This window comes from Haloprofundus salinisoli, assembly GCF_020097815.1.
Lineage (GTDB): Archaea > Halobacteriota > Halobacteria > Halobacteriales > Haloferacaceae > Haloprofundus > Haloprofundus salinisoli.
In genome coordinates, this window is sequence record NZ_CP083663.1 from 310,050 (window position 1) to 325,292 (window position 15,243).

Sequence of the window (15,243 nt, forward strand, 5' to 3'; positions counted from 1 at the left end):
CCGTTACGTCTGTTGGCCGAAGACGACGTTCGTGTCGCTCGTCCCGTCGAGTTGGACCCACGTCCGTCCGCCGTCAGCCGAAACTTGAACCGGCCCGAAGGTGTACTCACCGCTCTCTTCGAGTGTCTCGGGTGCCTCGGCGAAGTACGTCGCCGACTGTTGCTCGGCCGTGCCCTCGAAGTAGACGTACGTCTTCTCGTCGAACTCGTCGACCTCCGTCCGAACGACGTCGTCGGAGTGGGCTTCCAGCACCGTCCACGCACCGGGGACGACGTCGCGGACTCGCACGTTCTCGCTCGCCTCGACGGTCACGTCGACCTGGTTCGTCTGCCCGCCGGTGAACGCCGACCCGTCGTCGCTCCGCGCGCCCGACGCCGTGAACGACTGCAGCGTCTCGACCGAGAGGTCGACGTGGCCGCGGACGTCGGTCCCGTTCACGGCTCCGGGGACGTTCACCAGTTTCGCGACGACGGCGTAGACGCCGCCGTCGGTGGTGAACGCGAGCGACCCGTCGCCCGAGAGCGCCTGCGTCCGCGCGACGACGTTCGGTTCGCCGTTCTCGGCGGGCGTTTCGAGGTCGTAGACGAACAGGTCGAGATGCGGGGCCCCCTCGGCGGCTCCCTTGTTCGCGCCGGAGTAGTAGTCGAAGGCGAGGTCGACGCCGTAGGTGCCGGCGTCGACGTCGAGGTAGCCCGCGACCGCACGCTCGTCGTCGGGAACGTTCAGTCCGACGACCCCTCGCGTCGTTCCGGACAGTTCGCGCGTCACGGCGTCGATAGCCGCGCCGGGGTTGATACGGCCGTACCCCTCGTAGGGGTCGCGGTCGCCGAAGTCGTACGTCGGGACGTGCGCGCGGTGGTACGGCGCGGCGGTGAACGCCGTCTCCGTCGCCGTCGCCAAAAGCACCTGCTTGAGGCGGAGCGCGTCGTCGACAGTCGCGTCCGCCGGGTCCGCGAGCGCGACGGCGTCGGGGGCGTCGGCTTCCATCGCCTCGGCGACGAGGTTGGCCGTCCCGGTGACGTACGGCGCGGCCATGCTGGTTCCGGCTTTCCCCGTGTAGTCGCGGATGGGCGACTGGGCGTCCTCGGACGCCGTCGGGTCGCCGTTCTCGGCGGCGCGCGCGAGGTCGGTCAACGTTCCGCCCGGTGCGGCGACGTCGGGTATGCGATAGAGCGTGTCCGAGTCCTCGTCGTAGGCCGCCAGCCCCCCGCTGCTGTAGGCGGCGAGTCCGTCGAGCGGCCCGGTCGAAACCGTCGAGACGGACTCGTCGGCGAGCGCCGGGCCGCCGGAGTTGAGCGGCGTCGCGCTGTTCCCCGCCGACGCGGCGACGAGAATACCCGCCGCGGAGATGTCGGCGACGAGCGAGGGGTCGGAGGCGAGGAGACCGCCGGCCGCGCCGAGCGGCGCGCCGCCGACGTAGCCCCACGACATGTTCACCGTCCGGAGGTTGAACGCGCTCGAAAACTCCTGAGCGTACGTCGCAAGGTCGGTGGTCGCGCCGCTGAGTCCCTGCAGTCCGACGATGCCCGCGTTCGGTGCGAGTCCGGCGTGGACGGTCGTCGCGCCGTCGTCGGTGCGGTCGCCGACCGTCTCGTCCGCGCGGAGGAACGCCCCAACCGAGACAGTCTCGACGGTGGCTGCGGTGAGAAGTGCGCCGCCGTACGCCGTCACGTAGACCGTGTAGGTCGCCTCGCCGGAGTCGTGGACCGTCGGCGCGTCGACGACGTTGTTGTCCCACTCGCTCGTGTCGTCGGTGCCGACCGTCGACGACGCCAACTCCTCGCCATCGGGACCCTCGATACGTATCTCCAGCAGGTCGCCGTAGGCGGCGGCGTAGACGCCGGTGTCGGCGCGGGCGACCACCTCGTAGGTGAGCGACTCGCCGAGTTCGAGCGTCGTCCGCGGCGCGTCCTCGGTCACCCGCTCCGGGTCGACGGCGCTGGCGCGACCGCTCCCCGCCATGATGGACGAAACGTGCGTCCCGTGGCCGTTCTCGTCGCGCGGGCGGTCGTACCGCCCGTAACGGTCGTTCTCGTCGTACCAGCCAACGGTCTTCGGCGTGTCGGGTTTGACCGTGCCGTTGCCGCCGAAGACGTCCTTCGTGAACTCCGTGAGTGACCCCTCGTATCGGTAGTAGTTCGCGCCGATTTCGTAGTCGGTCACGAGGCCGACGTACGTCTCGACGACGAACGCGTACGTCTCGCCGCCGTTGACGTCGACGGTGATTCGTTCGGGCATCTCCGCGGTGGCTGCCGTGGCGACTCGCTCGCCGGCGGCGTTCTCAACGTAGAACTCCAGGTCGTTCACGTCCGCCAACGACCAGGAGAGTTCGGCCGTAATCTCGTCGGCGTCGTCGGGGGCGACGAACTCGTGTCGGCGGACGTCGGGGGTGAGGAAGGTTCCCGGGCCGATGGTGCCGGCGAACGACTCCGTCGCGTCGAGTTCGACGCGGTCGACCGCGTCGGAACCGTCGGTCGTCAGCATCAACTCGCCGTCGCGCGTCACCGCGCGGACGCCGTTCCACGGGCCGAGGTCCGGATGTCTGGCCTCGACGCCGCTGTCGGTGAGACCGACGGGTCGGTCGAGTCGCCCGCGATAGCCGCGCTTCCAGGCGTGGGCCGCCTCGCGCACCCGCCAGTTCAGGAACTGCTCGTCTGTGGCCGTCGACGCCGCTTCGACGGCGGGGACGTTCGTTCCGAGCAGTCCCGCGCCGACGAACGCGGCCGTCGTGCCGAGCACCGACCGTCGAGTGACGCCGCTTGTCTTCCGAGAGCGTCTGCTCGCCGAGCCGTCGTTTTCGGAGCGACTCGCCGGAGTGTCGCTTTGAGAGTCATTCTGTCCCATACATCAGTTCTAATTACTATAACTAAGTAAAGAATGTAACCTAATCAGTTAGGTTAAAATATTCAACTGTCTTTGCGGTGAGAGATATACTGCGCCCACCGACGCCGATGACGGCCCATACGGGCGTCGAAACCGGCGGTTCGGGGAGCGAAGAGTAGCGAGCGACCCGACGCGTCGGAGCCGCCCGCGAAGCGAGATTCGGAACTCAGACGAGCGTCGTCTCGTCGAGGGTAGCGAGGTCACCGCCCTCCGCTCGCTCGACGGCGTCGTAGGCGTCGACGAATCCGGCACCGGCGCTGGCCGGTTCGTAACTCGACAGCGCGTCCTCGGCTTCGGCTTCGACCGTCGCCAGCAGTTCGCGAGCCGTGGGTCGACTCCCCTGCGCGGCGACGTGGGCGTCGACGATCAAGGCGGCGATACCCGAGACGTGCGGACAGGCCATGCTCGTCCCGCTGATGCTCGCGTAGTACGGTTCGCCGTCGTCGCCAGTCGTCGCCCCCAGCGGGTCGTCCGGCGACATCGTACTCACGATTTCGTTTCCGGGCGCGGCGACGCCGGTCCGGTAGACGCCGAGCGGTCCGGACGCCTCGCCGGTCTCGTAGTACGTTTCGAGGTTCGACAGCGCCGTCTCGCGGTCGTAGTTGCTGCCGTCGTTACGGCCGCGCGAGGAGAAGTCGGTGACTTCCTTCTGGTCGTTCGTCGCGGCGACGCCGAGGACGTGAGGCGCTTTCGCGTAGTCGTTCAGCGTGTCGTAGTCGGGACCGTCGTTGCTGGCGGCGAACACCGGGAGGATGTCCGCTTGGTAGGCGTACCACGACGCGACGTTGAGCGTCGCGTCCGGGTCGAAGTCGTCGGTGCTCGACACGCCGTAGGAGTTCGAGACGACCTGATACGTCGAGCCGTCGCCGTTTTCGAGCATGTGGTCGAACGCCGCGGCGGCTTTCAGCACCGAAACCCCGGCGCTGGTCGAGTAGGAGGTGAGCGTCGCCTCCGGCGCCATCCCGCGGTACTGGCCGTCGCTGGCGCTGCCGTCGCCGGCGACGGTGCCCGAGCAGTGGGTCCCGTGACCGATCTCGTCGGTGTCGACGCCGCCGACCTCGGGCCACAGCGTCTCGGTACCGGTGAGTTCCAGCGGGTCCCCGGCCCACTGGTAGTTGGCGTCGAGATTCGCCGCCAGGTCGGGGTGGTCGCCGTCGATGCCGCTGTCGATGACGACGACGTGGGCGTTCTCGCCGGCGTAGCCCAACCCGCGCTGTACCTCGGCCGCCCGGGTCACCTCGCGGCCGTCGTCGTTGTAGTAGTCGAGCTCGCGGTTAGCCTCGACGTAGCGAACCTCGTCCCATTCGGCGACGGTCTCTATCTGTGTTCCCGTCAGTCGGCTAAAACCGACTGGAAGCACCGAGAACTCGTAGTAGCCGTCGACGAGGTCCAGCGACTCCAAGAGGCCGACGTCGTCGTTCGAGTCGAAGACGACGAGCACCTCCTGGAGCGTGTCGCTCGCCGTGTCCAGGGTGTCGTCGATGAGCGAGGTGAGCGACCCCGCCCGCGCCCGACCCGCGAAGGGAAGCAGCGATGCCGCGCCGGTCAGTTTCAGTACGGTTCGTCTTTCGAGCGTCGGTGTTTCGTCCATCGTTCGTGTCGATAACGTCGGCCGAGACGCGCCGCCTCCCGACGACGAACGTCCCCTCGCGCCGAACGACCAGTTCTTTCTTTTGTTTGCACTAAGTACACTTACCTAATCTAATTAGGTAAGTCGAAATAAATACGTAAGTGAAACGTGTAATTCACGACGTTTAGTAGATACTGAGTGACGAGTCCGGCACGGAATCGATGGGGTCGATGCTCGCCGTCTTCTCGCAGTCGACGGACGAAACGTCAGAAAGAAAGGTGGTACCGACCGAATCCGAGCAGGTCGGCGGCGATTACTCGTCGTCGGCCGCCGCCGGAACGAGCGCGTCGACGTCGGCGTGCTCGAACAGCAGTTCGCGCATCAGTTCGACGGTGCGTTCGTCGCGCGTCCGGCCGCCGCGGATGATCTCCTCGGCGCGGTCGATGGCCGACAGCGTGTCCGCGTTGAGCACCAGCACCGGAACGCCCTCGGACTCCGCGCGGCCGATAACCGCGCCAGACGGTCGGTGTCCGCCGGTGAGGACGAGACACTTCACGCCGGGTGCCTGGAGCGCGGCGGTCTGGACGTCCGCGCGGTCGCCGCCGGTGATGACGGCGGCGTCTTTCGTCCGGCGGAAGTAGCGAAGCGCCTCGTCGGCACCCATCGCGCCGACGAGGAAGCGCTCGACGTAGGCGTCGGTCGGCGCGTCGGTGACGAGCTCCGCGCCGAGTTCCTCGGCGAGGTCGGCGACGGAGACGCCGGCGAGTTCTCGCTCGCGCGGGACGACGCCGAGGACGGGCACGTCGCGGCTTTCGAGGAAGGAGACGACCTCCTTCTCCAGTTCGTCGTAGGCGGCGTCGCCGACGCGGTTGAACAGCACGCCGGCCAGGCGGTCTTCGCCCTCGGCGCGCACGTCGTCGACGGCGGCGAGCACGTCGTCGAGGTCGGCGGGCGTCGCGTAGTCGGCGACGAGAAGTACCTTCGCGTCGAGGAGGCCGGCGACTTCGGGGTCGGTGAGGTCGACGATGCCGCCGGTGGTGTGTTTGCCGCCGCCTTCGACGAGCATCAGGTCGGTGTCCGCCGAGAGCACGTCGTAGTACTCGCGGACGATTTCGGCGAGGTCCTCGCCGCTCTCCTGGCCGCGGACCGCGCCCTGCACGAACGTCGGCGAGTAGACGATGGGCTCCATCTCGTGCATCTCGGCGTCAGTGTCGAGCAGTTCGCGCGCGAGCATCGGGTCCTCGTCGAGCGTCTTGCCGACGTTGCTCTGCAGACGCGTCCCCTTCGGCTTCATGTAGCCGACCGAGAGGCCGCGGTCCTGCGCGAGCAAGCCGAGCGCGAGCGTCACCGCCGTCTTTCCGGTACTGTCCTGCGTCGAGGTCACCAGTAGGGTTTCAGTCATGAGTGTGTGAGGGTTGTCTGGTCGCTTATAGTTGGTCCGGGTCGATGGTCAGTCGGACGTCGACCGCCTGAACGCCAGTCTCGTCTCCCTCTTTCGGGAGCGCGACGAGCGGGTTGATGTCGAGTTCGAGGATGGCCGGGAAGTCCGAGACGAGTTGCGAGAGCCGCTGGATGGTCTCGACGATGGCGTCGCGGTCGACCGGATCTCGGCCGCGCGCGCCGCGCAGCAGCGGCGCGGTCTGAATCTCGTCGGTCATCTCCCGTGCCTCGGTCTCGGAGACGGGCGCGACGCGGAACGTCGTGTCCTCCAGAATCTCGACGAAGATGCCGCCGAGACCGAACATCAAGAGCGGCCCGAACTGCGGGTCACGGTTCATCCCCACGATGGTCTCGACGCCGTCGTCGAGGTTCACCATCTCCTGGACTTGGACGCCGAGAATCGTCGCGTCCGGCTGGTAGTTCCGCGCCCGCGTGATGAGGTCCTCGTAGGCGTCGAACACGTCCTCGTTCTCGACGCCGACCTTGACGCCGCCGATGTCGGACTTGTGGAGGATGTCCGGGCTGACGATCTTCATCACGACGTCGCCGTCGATGTCCTGAGCGGCGGAGACGGCGTCCTCGGGGCTGTCGACGATGTCGCCGGCCGGAATCGGAATGCCGTAGGCGTCCAGCAGGTCCATCGCCTCGACGCCGATTCGAGTGTCGCCGCGCTCGGCGGCGTCCTCCAGTATCGACCGGACGTGCTCGCGGTCGACGTCGAACTCGACGGGGTCGTCGTACTCGCGTCGCTGGATGTCGCGGTACTCGCCGAGGGCGTCGAGGCTCTCGACGGCGCGGGCGGGGTCGAAGTAGTTCGGGATGCCCGCGTCGCGCAGCACCCCCTCGGCGGCGTCGACGCGCTCGCCGCCCATGAAACAGGCGGCGACCGGTTTCTCGTGTTTCTCGCGGAGTTCCACCGTCGCTTCGGCGAGTTCCCCGTAGTCGAGCACCGCGGTGGGTGCCGAGAGCACGAGCGCACAGCTGACGTTCTCGTCGGCGAGTGCGATGTCGAGGGCGTCGCGGAAGCGGTCGATGTCGGCGTCGCCGACCACGTCGACCGGGTTGTAGATGTTGCCCTCCTCGGGTAGCTTCTCGCCGAAGGCGTCGAGCGTCTCGTCGGAGAACGTCGCCATCTCCAGGTCCGACTCGCCGACGGCGTCGGTCGCCATCACGCCGGGGCCGCCGGCGTTCGTGATGACGGCGATCTTCTTCGACTCCGGCAGCGGCTGGTTGGCGAGCATCTGCGCCGCGTCGAACAGTTCCTGCGGCGACGAGGCGCGCAGCACGCCCGCCTGTTCGAGCCCCGCTTCGTAGGCGCGGTCCGACCCCGCAATCGTGCCCGTATGCGACGACGCCGCCTGCGCTCCGGCGTCGGTCTTCCCGGATTTGACGAGCAGAATCGGTGTGTCCTGCGTCACCTCGCGGGCGGTGTCGATGAACGCCCGACCGTTCTCGATACCTTCGAGGTAGCCGATGACGACGTCGGTGTCGGGGTCGTCGCCCCACTCGGCGACGAAGTCTGTCTCGTCGAGGACGGCCTTGTTACCGAGCGAGACGACGTCCTTGAAGCCGACGCCCTCGTCGTTGGCCCAGTCGAGGACGGCGGTGATGAACGCGCCCGACTGGCTCATAAAGGAGAGGCCGCCTTCGAGGGCGTTGTCGGGGCCGAAGGTGGCGTTCATCCCGTTCGGCGTGCTCATGACACCGAGGCTGTTCGGTCCGACGAGGTTGATGTCGTGTTCTTCGGCGACCTCGCGGAGCTCTCGTTCGCGGGCCGCGCCCTCACTGCCGGTTTCGCCGAACCCGGCGGTGATGACGACGACGTTCTCCACGCCGCTCTCTCCGGCCTCGCGGACGGCGTCGACGGCGATCTGCGGCGGGACGACGACCACCGCGAGGTCGGCGTCGCTCTCGCCGACGGAGTCGACACACGAGAGTCCGAGCACCTCGTCGTAGTTGGGGTTTACCGGCACGACCTCGCCGTCGTAGTCGTCGACGAGGTTCTGCGTAATGGCGCGGCCGATAGACCCTTCACGCGCAGTCGCGCCGACAACGGCGATGCGTCCTGGCGCGAACAGTTCAGATAGCGCTCCCATCGTCTCTGTGTACCGTCTCTCGGCGCATAAGTTCGGGTGTGTGCGCGGTGCCGTGGGCCGAACTGTCACTCATCGACGACCGTGAACGACCCCGACTCGTTCGGGTCGGACTCAGCAGACGTGGTCGCCGGCGTCGCCGCGCGAAGCGGGAGCGTCGGAACGTCGTCGTCGCCGCCGGAACCGACCTCGCGGGCGCGTTCGGACACCCCTCGGTGATTTCGGTGGCTCCGGCGTCGGCAAACGCGAGCGCAACCGCTCGTCGATTCCTGAACTCGCGCCGGTGACGACCACGGTATCTCCTTCGGACGTCGGCGACAAACGTCCCATAGCGAATAGCGAGAACGGGAGACACCCCAAGACTCGGTCTCGGGTCGAGTGTGGCGAACAGGCGGCCGCGTCGGGTCCGGATGTCCGCGAGCGGGCGGCCGCGCTCCCGCCTCGTCCGACTCGCGGCGACGGTTAGGTCACGCGGCGGAGTGGTCCCGTCCTCGTATTTGAATCTCGGGACGAGACGGGGAAACGGCGGAAGCGGACGAATCAGATGAGGTCGTCCGGGTCGTGTTTCTCGCGCATCCGCGTCGCTTCGGCCGCGTAGGCGTCCCGCGTGTCGGCGTCGTCGACGCGGCCGACGCTTCCGGGCCTCGCGTCGACGGCGGCGGTCGTATCGCGCACGTCGCCGAAACTCGTGAGCGCGCGCTCCTTACGGAGATACTGCGCCCCGTCGGGCGTCGCGTAGACGAGGATGACGATGTTCTGTTCGTCGTCGGAGTACGTTCGTTCGACGAGCCACACGCGCACGGTGTCGTCGGAGTCGTCGGAACCGTCGACGTCGGGAGCGCTCATCGGCTCGTGTTACGCCTCCCGGTCGGAAGTGAGTTTCTCGGACGCACCGCTCACAGCACCCCGAATCCGAACTTCGGTCCGAACGCGACGTGAAGCACGATACCGACGACGAGCGCCGGAATCGTCGTGTAGATGCTGGCGACGACGGCGGCTTTCTTGTCGATGGCGAGGAGCGGGAACAGCGCGTCGCCGTCCTGGCTGATGGCGTTGGCCGTCAGCGCCGAGAACGGAATCGCGCCCTCGGCGTACGCCGTCGCGAGCAGAATCTGCGGACCACAGCCGGGAATCAACCCGACGAGCGCCGCACCGACGGGCGCGAGAACGCCCGCCGCGGCGGCGAACACCTGCAGGTCGACGCCGGTCAGGAGGATGCCGTACTCGTACAGGAGGTACGCGCCGATGACCCAGACGGTGACGAACGACGTCTCCATCGCCGCGTGCGTCAGCGTCTCGTAGACGTTGCCGAACGTGTCGCGGGCGCGTCCCACGTGACCGTGGCCGACGTAGCGGCGGCCGACGAAGTAGAGATAGAACGACAGCGTGGTTCCGACGAGACCGAAGACCGTGAACGCCCCTGCGAAGGTGGCGTCGGCGACTATCGGCACCTCCGGTGCGCCGCGGAGGAGGTAGAGCACGCCGGCGACGAGTCCGCCGACGGCCGCGACCCACCAGACGGCGAGGGCGGCTTGGCTCACCCGGCGGAGCATCGGTGCGTCGCGGACCGGACCGTCGACTTCGCATCCCTGCTGGTCCTCGTAGTGGTGGACCTGGCTGCCGACTGCGGGGGCGGCGACGCCGCCGTCGGTCACCGTCCGCCCGACGCGCGCCACCGCTCGGTCGATGCGGTCGACGCCCATCCCGAACCGGTCGATCCCGTAGCCGAAGACGACCGCCGAGGCGAAGGCGAGTCCGTAGGCGTACAGCGCCGCTTCGGGCGCGAGCACGAGGATGACGAACGCTGAATCCCCGGCCGTCGCGATGAGCGTCGCCACCACGGTTCCGAAGGAGACACTCCCGCGGACGTACAGCGGCATCATCACGATAGCGCCGCCACAGCCCGGTGTCAGCCCCATCAGCGCGCCGACGAGCGGTTGGTACTTCTCCTCGGATTCGAGTCGCGCTATCAGTTGCCCGTTCGTCCGGTACTGAACGTAACTGAACGCCAACACGGTCACCGCGACGAACGCGCTGACCTGGACGAAGCCGTCGCGGACCGACGCGAGGAAGATATCGAGCAGTTCCGCCGAGAGTCCCGTCTGGCCGAGCGCGGTGAACTCACCCATCGCTCTGTCGCCCCAAATTAGACATATCTAATTCTCTATTTAGCCTTCCGTAATATATAACTTCGCGTTAACTCGAACCGGTGGTGACGTCGGTGACAGTGGCGCTCGCGTGCTCGCGGAGCGACTCCGGCGTGAGCGCGAAGACGGCGCTGGGCGTGCCGGCGGCCGCCCAGACGGTCTCGAACTCCAGAAGCGAGGGGTCGATGAACGTCCGAACGTCTGAGTCGTGACAGAACGGCGGCACGCCGCCGATGGCCCAGCCGACTCGCTCTCGAATCAGCTCCGGGTCGGCCATCGAGACGGCATCGGATGCGACGCCCAGCTCCGCGGCGAGCGCCTCCTCGCTGACGCGATTCGCACCGCTTGTGATGACGACGACGAGCGTCTCGGTTCCGTCGTCGGCCTCGATGGTGAACACGAGACTGCTGGCAATCTGGCCGACTTCACAGCCGACGGCGTCGGCGGCGTCAGCGGCGGTCTTCGTTCCTTCGGGAAACTCACGAACGGTCACGTCGAGACCGTACGACTTGGCGGCGCGTTCGGCGAACGCCTGTGCACGAGGGTGCATGCGGTTCGATGACACGCCGCCGACAAAACAGCTACGTCGACGGCAAGCGCCCACCGACACCGCGCGTTCGTGGCTAGATTTCCCGTGCTCGGAGAGTGCCGTCGCTCCGGGAACGGCGTCGCAAAAAAATAAATGCGATTCGCTACAGCAAGAACGACAGTATCGCTAGGACGATGAACACGAGGATGAGGATTCGGGCGATCTCCATCGTAACGCCCGCGATGCCCCGCGCACCGACCACGTAGGAGACGATGGCCAGGACGATAAACAGCACGGCGAGTTCGAGGAACCCGCCGGACTGCAACGGAAGTGCCGCCGTCGCGTTTGCGAGTTCGGCTAGCATCCTCGCCACCCCGCGCACCGTCTACCGCTCGTCGTTGTTGAGCTCATCGCACCAGAAGATGCGACTGCCATAGGATTAGTTATAGTTCGTACTTCGGTGAACATTCTCTGTTCAAGATGCTTTGTCGAACGCGAACAGTGAGACGCGGTGAATGTCGGCTCTGTCGGCCGATTTTTGGAGTTAAAATCCGTTCGACAACCGGTATTACCGCGCCTACTCGTCCGAAACGACGGCCGTAATCGACCGTTCGGCGACTCTGTCGGCGTTCCCGGAGTTGGTTCGTCGACGACGCGAGAGTCGGCTCAGTGCGAGTGACCCGTCGCCTCGGCGAGCGTCATGCCGAAGCGTTCCTCGAACAGCTCCTCGCCCTTCTCGTTTATCTCGGCGAGGTCCTGCGGCGTCTCGCCTTCCGAGTGGTGAACGATAGCGTGTGCGCGCTGGACGAACGACAGGAGCAGGATGTCACCGACGACCTCCGTGGGCTGCTCGCCCTGCTCGGAGAGCACGTCGACGAGGCCGGCGGGCAGTTCGACGGTGTCGGTGTCGCCGTCGGGTCCTTCGATGGTGTACGTCTCGGTATCGACCATAGGTGGTGTCCGAGACACGCACTAAAGGGTCTGTGGGTATCGGTGCGGGTGATGTCGGCCAGCGACGGATTCCCTGCGGGAGAGCCCGGACCGTCGTGCGAACCCGTCGCCGTTGGACGAAACACTCCTGCACTCGGAATATTCACGGCACGAGCCCTGTGTACGAATCTCTATATCGCCGCATGACGTACATGAACTTTGGTGAAGAAATGTCGCCCGAGAGATCGATCGAGAGAGGGATAGCTACGTTACCGTCGTTCAGTGAACGCTTACCGGGACGAGAACACGGGTGGCCACGGCGAGCGGTCCTCAAGGCGATAGGTGCCGGGGCCATTGCGACGATGGCCAGCGGTACCGCCGCGGCTGCCGGAGCACACCAAAACGGACAGTTGGCAGGTGGGTTCGGCCTCGGTGAGATGGGGATGCTCGGCGGCGGCCGCGTTGCGACGTTCGCGCTCCCTGACCGGCGCGGACGGACGGGCGCGCTTGGCGTGTTCATCACCGCCGACACGCTCGAGACACTCCCCGAGGAACCGCAGATGCTCCACCTGCACTTCCCGCGGGCACCCGGAACGAACTTCACGTACTTGGGTCTCGACTGGACGCCGATGGGTCACCCGCCCGAGGAGATTTACGGCCTCCCCCACTTCGACATCCACTTCTACCTCATGGATGAGGACGACGTCGAAGCCATCGGACCCGGCGTCGCGGAGTACACGATTCCGGACGCCCAGATGCCGCCGGGCTACGTCACCGCCGACGCGCTCGGCGCACCGCGTGAGGTCGTCCCCGGGATGGGCGAACACCTCATCAGCCCGATGGCGCGGGAGTTCCAGGGTGAGCGCTTCACGCACACTCTCATCTGGGGTGCGTACAACCCCGACGGCGGCGGCGAAGGCGAACTCACGTTCGTCGAACCGATGATCACGGCCGAGTATCTGGAGGGGAAACCGAGAGATGTCCGCGCGCCCATCAGCACCCCCGAGGAGTTCGCCACGGCGGGTTACTACCCGACCGAGTACGCGATTCGCTACCTCGACACCGTCGACGCGTATCTCGTCACCCTCGAATCGTTCGAGTGGTTCCCCGGTGCCGACTGAGAGAACAGACCGAAGTATCGAACGGCGGGCGGCGGCGAATCGCCGCCCGTTCATCGTTGACCGTTCGTCGTCGACTGCTCGTTTCGCCTTTCCCGTGTCTCGGACAGCATCGAGCAAAAGCTGTCCGTCCGAGCGGCGTCGAACGCGACTCAGTCGTCCGATTCCGCGGCCGCCGGCTCCGCCGCCTCAGGGCCGGCGCGGTCGAGACCTTCGAGGTAGTCGTCGGCGTCGATGGCGGCTTTACAACCCATTCCGCCCGCGGTGATGGCCTGCTGGTAGTGGAAGTCGACGACGTCGCCCGCGCCGAAGATGCCGGGGACGTCCGTCTCGGTCTGACCGCCCTCGAAACCGCCCCTCGTCTTCAGGTAGCCCTCGGGGTCCATCTGCACGCTCGTGTTCTCGAGGTACTCGGTGTTCGGCGTGTGGCCGATGGCGTAGAACACCGCGCCGGCGTCGAACTCGAACTCATCAGTTTCGGGGTCGTCGAGTCGGTCGGTCGGGTGGCCCTCGGGGTGGCGGACCATCGTCACGGTCTCGACGCCCGCCTCGGGCGACCCGTGCAGTTCCGTCACTTCGGTGTTGAGCATGAGTTCGATATCGCCGTCTTCGACCTGCTCCATCACGCGGTCGATCCAGTAATCCTCCGCGCGGAACTCCTCGCGGCGGTGGACGAGGTACACCGTCGACGCGAACTTCGTGAGGAACGACGCCTCCTCCATCGCGGCGTCGCCGCCGCCGACGACGACGATCTTCTGGTCGCGGAAGAACGCGCCGTCGCAGGTCGCGCAGGTCGACAGCCCGTAGCCCATCAGCTCGTCCTCGCCGGGGATTTCGAGCGTCCGAGCGCTCGCACCCGAGGCGGCGATGAGCGCGTCGGTCGTGTAGACGTCGCCGTTGGTGAGTTCGACGCGGAACGGCCGCTGGGAGTCGTCGACGGCGGCGACGACGCCGTTCTCGATTTCGGTGCCGAAGCGCTTCGCCTGCGACTTCATGTTGTTGACCAGCTCCGGCCCGCTGATGCCCTCGGGGAAGCCCGGGAAGTTGTCGACTTCCGTCGTGAGTGTTAGCTGCCCACCGGGTTCGGTACCCTCCAACACGAGCGGGTCGTTGTTCGACCGGGCGGCGTAAATCGCGGCCGTGAGACCGGCGATACCCGTGCCGGCGACGATGAGCCGCCGGTGTTCGACGAATCCATCTTCGTCAGAGATGTCTGTCATTGGCCTCTCTTGGCCGTGGGTTTGTATTTAATTTGTGCTGTTCGACGCGGCCGGCGCAACTTGGCGGTCCGAGGCGAATCGGCCGGTGCGACAGGGGAACGCTTAGGCGACGACGGACGCATCCACCGGTATGGCTGCGGACCTCGAAGAGAAGACGACCCGCTACGAACGAATGCTGGCCGACGCCCTCGACGAGGCCGAAGCGCTCCCGCCCGAGGGGACGCCGCTGTCGGCGATGGCTGCCGACTGCCGGGAGATGGCCGAGTCGTACCTCGACGACGGCCGCCACTTCCGCGAGGCCGACGACTGGGTCAACGCGCTCGCCTCCTTCTCGTACGGCTACGGCTGGCTCGACGCGGGCGTCCGAATGGGACTGTTCTCGATTCCCGAAGAGACGGAACTGTTCACGACGTGAGGCGAACCGGGAACTGTGCCCGCGGATTCGTAGGTGAGAGACCGCCGACGAGACGGCGTTAGTGGGTGAGAGCGAGTCGCACGGCCTGTATGCTCCGGCGATGTGTTTAGGTCGGTCGGTGAACTCTCAGTCAATGATGGAGTCCGTCCTCTGGTACGTGCTGACGAGCACGCGTGGCGGCGACAACCGGCTTCGACTCCTCCTCGCCGCCCACGAGGAACCCCGCAACGCTAATCAGTTCGCCACCGACCTCCACCTCGACTACAAGACGGTTCGCCACCACCTCGACGTGCTCGTCGAGAACGATATCCTCGAACCCGTCAGCGAAGGGTACGGCGCTCGATACCGACCGACCGACAAGGTTCACCACCACTGGGAGACGGTCGAGAAGATACTCGACGAGGCCGACGGCGACCGGTACCGAGTCTGAACGGGGCAGGGTCGGGGCGAATCCGAGTCAGCAACCGCGCTGGGAGAGGATTCGTTCGATGATGTCGCCCGTCGAGAGCAGTTCGTCGGGGTAGCGCGGTTCTCTCGCGGAGGCGCGTTCGACGGCGCAGTCGATACCGCGGGCGGCCAACGCCGACTCGATGGTCGCCTTGTCGTGGTGTTGGTCGTAGCCGAGGACGATGAGGTCGGGTTGAATCTCCTCGATGGGGACGAAGATATCCTCGTGGTGGCCGAGATGCGCTTCGTCGACGACGCCGAGCGCGGCGACCAGATCGCGGCGCTGGCGGTCCGAGAGAATCGGTTTCTCCTTGTGGGTGACGTTGTCGCGTCGGGCGACGATGACGTGGAGCTCGTCGCCCATCGAGGCGGCCTCGGTGAGATAGTGAACGTGCCCCGGGTGGAGCAGGTCGAACGTGCCCTGTGCGATCACCGTCGTCATGCGTCGAAA

Annotated in this window: 15 protein-coding genes; 3 read left to right on the plus strand and 12 right to left on the minus strand. The window is 66.6% G+C overall.

The annotated features are described in order from the left end of the window. Window positions 1-3: 3 nt before the first annotated feature. The 10 genes from LAQ73_RS01665 to LAQ73_RS01710 form a co-directional block, all read right to left on the minus strand. Entirely contained in the window at window positions 4-2,844 is a 2,841-nt protein-coding gene (locus tag LAQ73_RS01665; protein ID WP_224269525.1) for a S8 family serine peptidase, read from the minus strand. A gap of 205 nt (window positions 2,845-3,049) precedes the next feature. Next, complete coding sequence (locus LAQ73_RS01670) at window positions 3,050-4,474, minus strand: S8 family peptidase (protein ID WP_224269526.1); 1,425 nt, start codon at window positions 4,472-4,474, stop codon at window positions 3,050-3,052. A 292-nt stretch (window positions 4,475-4,766) separates the two neighbouring features. After that, window positions 4,767-5,855, minus strand: a complete 1,089-nt coding sequence (locus LAQ73_RS01675) for a phosphotransacetylase family protein (RefSeq protein WP_224269527.1) — start codon at window positions 5,853-5,855, stop codon at window positions 4,767-4,769. Between the two features lie 25 nt (window positions 5,856-5,880). Then, a complete protein-coding gene (locus LAQ73_RS01680) occupies window positions 5,881-7,989 on the minus strand; it encodes an acetate--CoA ligase family protein (RefSeq protein WP_224269528.1) in 2,109 nt (702 codons plus the stop codon). Between the two features lie 65 nt (window positions 7,990-8,054). After that, entirely contained in the window at window positions 8,055-8,195 is a 141-nt protein-coding gene (locus tag LAQ73_RS01685) for a hypothetical protein (protein ID WP_224269529.1), read from the minus strand. A 331-nt stretch (window positions 8,196-8,526) separates the two neighbouring features. Continuing rightward, window positions 8,527-8,832, minus strand: a complete 306-nt coding sequence (locus LAQ73_RS01690; protein ID WP_224269530.1) for a DUF7967 family protein — start codon at window positions 8,830-8,832, stop codon at window positions 8,527-8,529. Between the two features lie 50 nt (window positions 8,833-8,882). Beyond that, window positions 8,883-10,115, minus strand: coding sequence for a putative manganese transporter (locus tag LAQ73_RS01695; RefSeq protein ID WP_224269531.1), 1,233 nt, complete (start codon window positions 10,113-10,115; stop codon window positions 8,883-8,885). Window positions 10,116-10,182: 67 nt separating this feature from the next. Continuing rightward, window positions 10,183-10,683, minus strand: a complete 501-nt coding sequence (locus LAQ73_RS01700; protein WP_224269532.1) for a YbaK/EbsC family protein — start codon at window positions 10,681-10,683, stop codon at window positions 10,183-10,185. Window positions 10,684-10,825: 142 nt separating this feature from the next. Continuing rightward, entirely contained in the window at window positions 10,826-11,026 is a 201-nt protein-coding gene (locus tag LAQ73_RS01705) for a DUF1328 family protein (protein WP_224269533.1), read from the minus strand. Window positions 11,027-11,328: 302 nt separating this feature from the next. Next, window positions 11,329-11,613, minus strand: a complete 285-nt coding sequence (locus tag LAQ73_RS01710) for a DUF7545 family protein (protein ID WP_224269534.1) — start codon at window positions 11,611-11,613, stop codon at window positions 11,329-11,331. A gap of 341 nt (window positions 11,614-11,954) precedes the next feature. Here LAQ73_RS01710 and LAQ73_RS01715 point away from each other — a divergent pair, with 341 nt between their 5' ends. After that, window positions 11,955-12,713: a hypothetical protein gene (locus tag LAQ73_RS01715; protein WP_224269535.1), complete on the plus strand. Its 759-nt coding sequence runs from the start codon at window positions 11,955-11,957 to the stop codon at window positions 12,711-12,713. A 149-nt stretch (window positions 12,714-12,862) separates the two neighbouring features. Here LAQ73_RS01715 and LAQ73_RS01720 read toward each other — a convergent pair whose 3' ends face one another. Further along, window positions 12,863-13,930, minus strand: a complete 1,068-nt coding sequence (locus LAQ73_RS01720; RefSeq protein ID WP_224269536.1) for an NAD(P)/FAD-dependent oxidoreductase — start codon at window positions 13,928-13,930, stop codon at window positions 12,863-12,865. Between the two features lie 130 nt (window positions 13,931-14,060). Here LAQ73_RS01720 and LAQ73_RS01725 point away from each other — a divergent pair, with 130 nt between their 5' ends. Together LAQ73_RS01725 and LAQ73_RS01730 are read left to right on the plus strand one after the other, a co-directional pair. Beyond that, a complete protein-coding gene (locus LAQ73_RS01725; protein ID WP_224269537.1) occupies window positions 14,061-14,345 on the plus strand; it encodes a DUF357 domain-containing protein in 285 nt (94 codons plus the stop codon). Window positions 14,346-14,481: 136 nt separating this feature from the next. After that, the gene (locus LAQ73_RS01730) at window positions 14,482-14,775 is read left to right on the plus strand and encodes a winged helix-turn-helix domain-containing protein (RefSeq protein ID WP_224270789.1); all 294 of its coding nucleotides are present in this window, start codon (window positions 14,482-14,484) and stop codon (window positions 14,773-14,775) included. Window positions 14,776-14,802: 27 nt separating this feature from the next. Here the strand turns inward: LAQ73_RS01730 and LAQ73_RS01735 are convergent, their stop codons facing one another. After that, window positions 14,803-15,234, minus strand: a complete 432-nt coding sequence (locus tag LAQ73_RS01735; RefSeq protein ID WP_224269538.1) for an FAD synthase family protein — start codon at window positions 15,232-15,234, stop codon at window positions 14,803-14,805. Window positions 15,235-15,243 lie beyond the last annotated feature (9 nt).

What these genes read in the sequence shown, in the direction of transcription:
- LAQ73_RS01710 (WP_224269534.1), bottom strand. Translation starts at nt 11,613, where the DNA reads ATGGTCGATACCGAGACGTACACCATCGAAGGACCCGACGGCGACACC.
- LAQ73_RS01695 (WP_224269531.1), bottom strand. Translation starts at nt 10,115, where the DNA reads ATGGGTGAGTTCACCGCGCTCGGCCAGACGGGACTCTCGGCGGAACTG.
- LAQ73_RS01715 (WP_224269535.1), top strand. Translation starts at nt 11,955, where the DNA reads ATGGCCAGCGGTACCGCCGCGGCTGCCGGAGCACACCAAAACGGACAG.
- LAQ73_RS01690 (WP_224269530.1), bottom strand. Translation starts at nt 8,832, where the DNA reads ATGAGCGCTCCCGACGTCGACGGTTCCGACGACTCCGACGACACCGTG.
- LAQ73_RS01735 (WP_224269538.1), bottom strand. Translation starts at nt 15,234, where the DNA reads ATGACGACGGTGATCGCACAGGGCACGTTCGACCTGCTCCACCCGGGG.
- LAQ73_RS01705 (WP_224269533.1), bottom strand. Translation starts at nt 11,026, where the DNA reads ATGCTAGCCGAACTCGCAAACGCGACGGCGGCACTTCCGTTGCAGTCC.
- LAQ73_RS01720 (WP_224269536.1), bottom strand. Translation starts at nt 13,930, where the DNA reads ATGACAGACATCTCTGACGAAGATGGATTCGTCGAACACCGGCGGCTC.
- LAQ73_RS01700 (WP_224269532.1), bottom strand. Translation starts at nt 10,683, where the DNA reads ATGCACCCTCGTGCACAGGCGTTCGCCGAACGCGCCGCCAAGTCGTAC.
- LAQ73_RS01675 (WP_224269527.1), bottom strand. Translation starts at nt 5,855, where the DNA reads ATGACTGAAACCCTACTGGTGACCTCGACGCAGGACAGTACCGGAAAG.
- LAQ73_RS01680 (WP_224269528.1), bottom strand. Translation starts at nt 7,989, where the DNA reads ATGGGAGCGCTATCTGAACTGTTCGCGCCAGGACGCATCGCCGTTGTC.
- LAQ73_RS01725 (WP_224269537.1), top strand. Translation starts at nt 14,061, where the DNA reads ATGGCTGCGGACCTCGAAGAGAAGACGACCCGCTACGAACGAATGCTG.
- LAQ73_RS01730 (WP_224270789.1), top strand. Translation starts at nt 14,482, where the DNA reads ATGGAGTCCGTCCTCTGGTACGTGCTGACGAGCACGCGTGGCGGCGAC.
- LAQ73_RS01670 (WP_224269526.1), bottom strand. Translation starts at nt 4,474, where the DNA reads ATGGACGAAACACCGACGCTCGAAAGACGAACCGTACTGAAACTGACC.
- LAQ73_RS01665 (WP_224269525.1), bottom strand. Translation starts at nt 2,844, where the DNA reads ATGGGACAGAATGACTCTCAAAGCGACACTCCGGCGAGTCGCTCCGAA.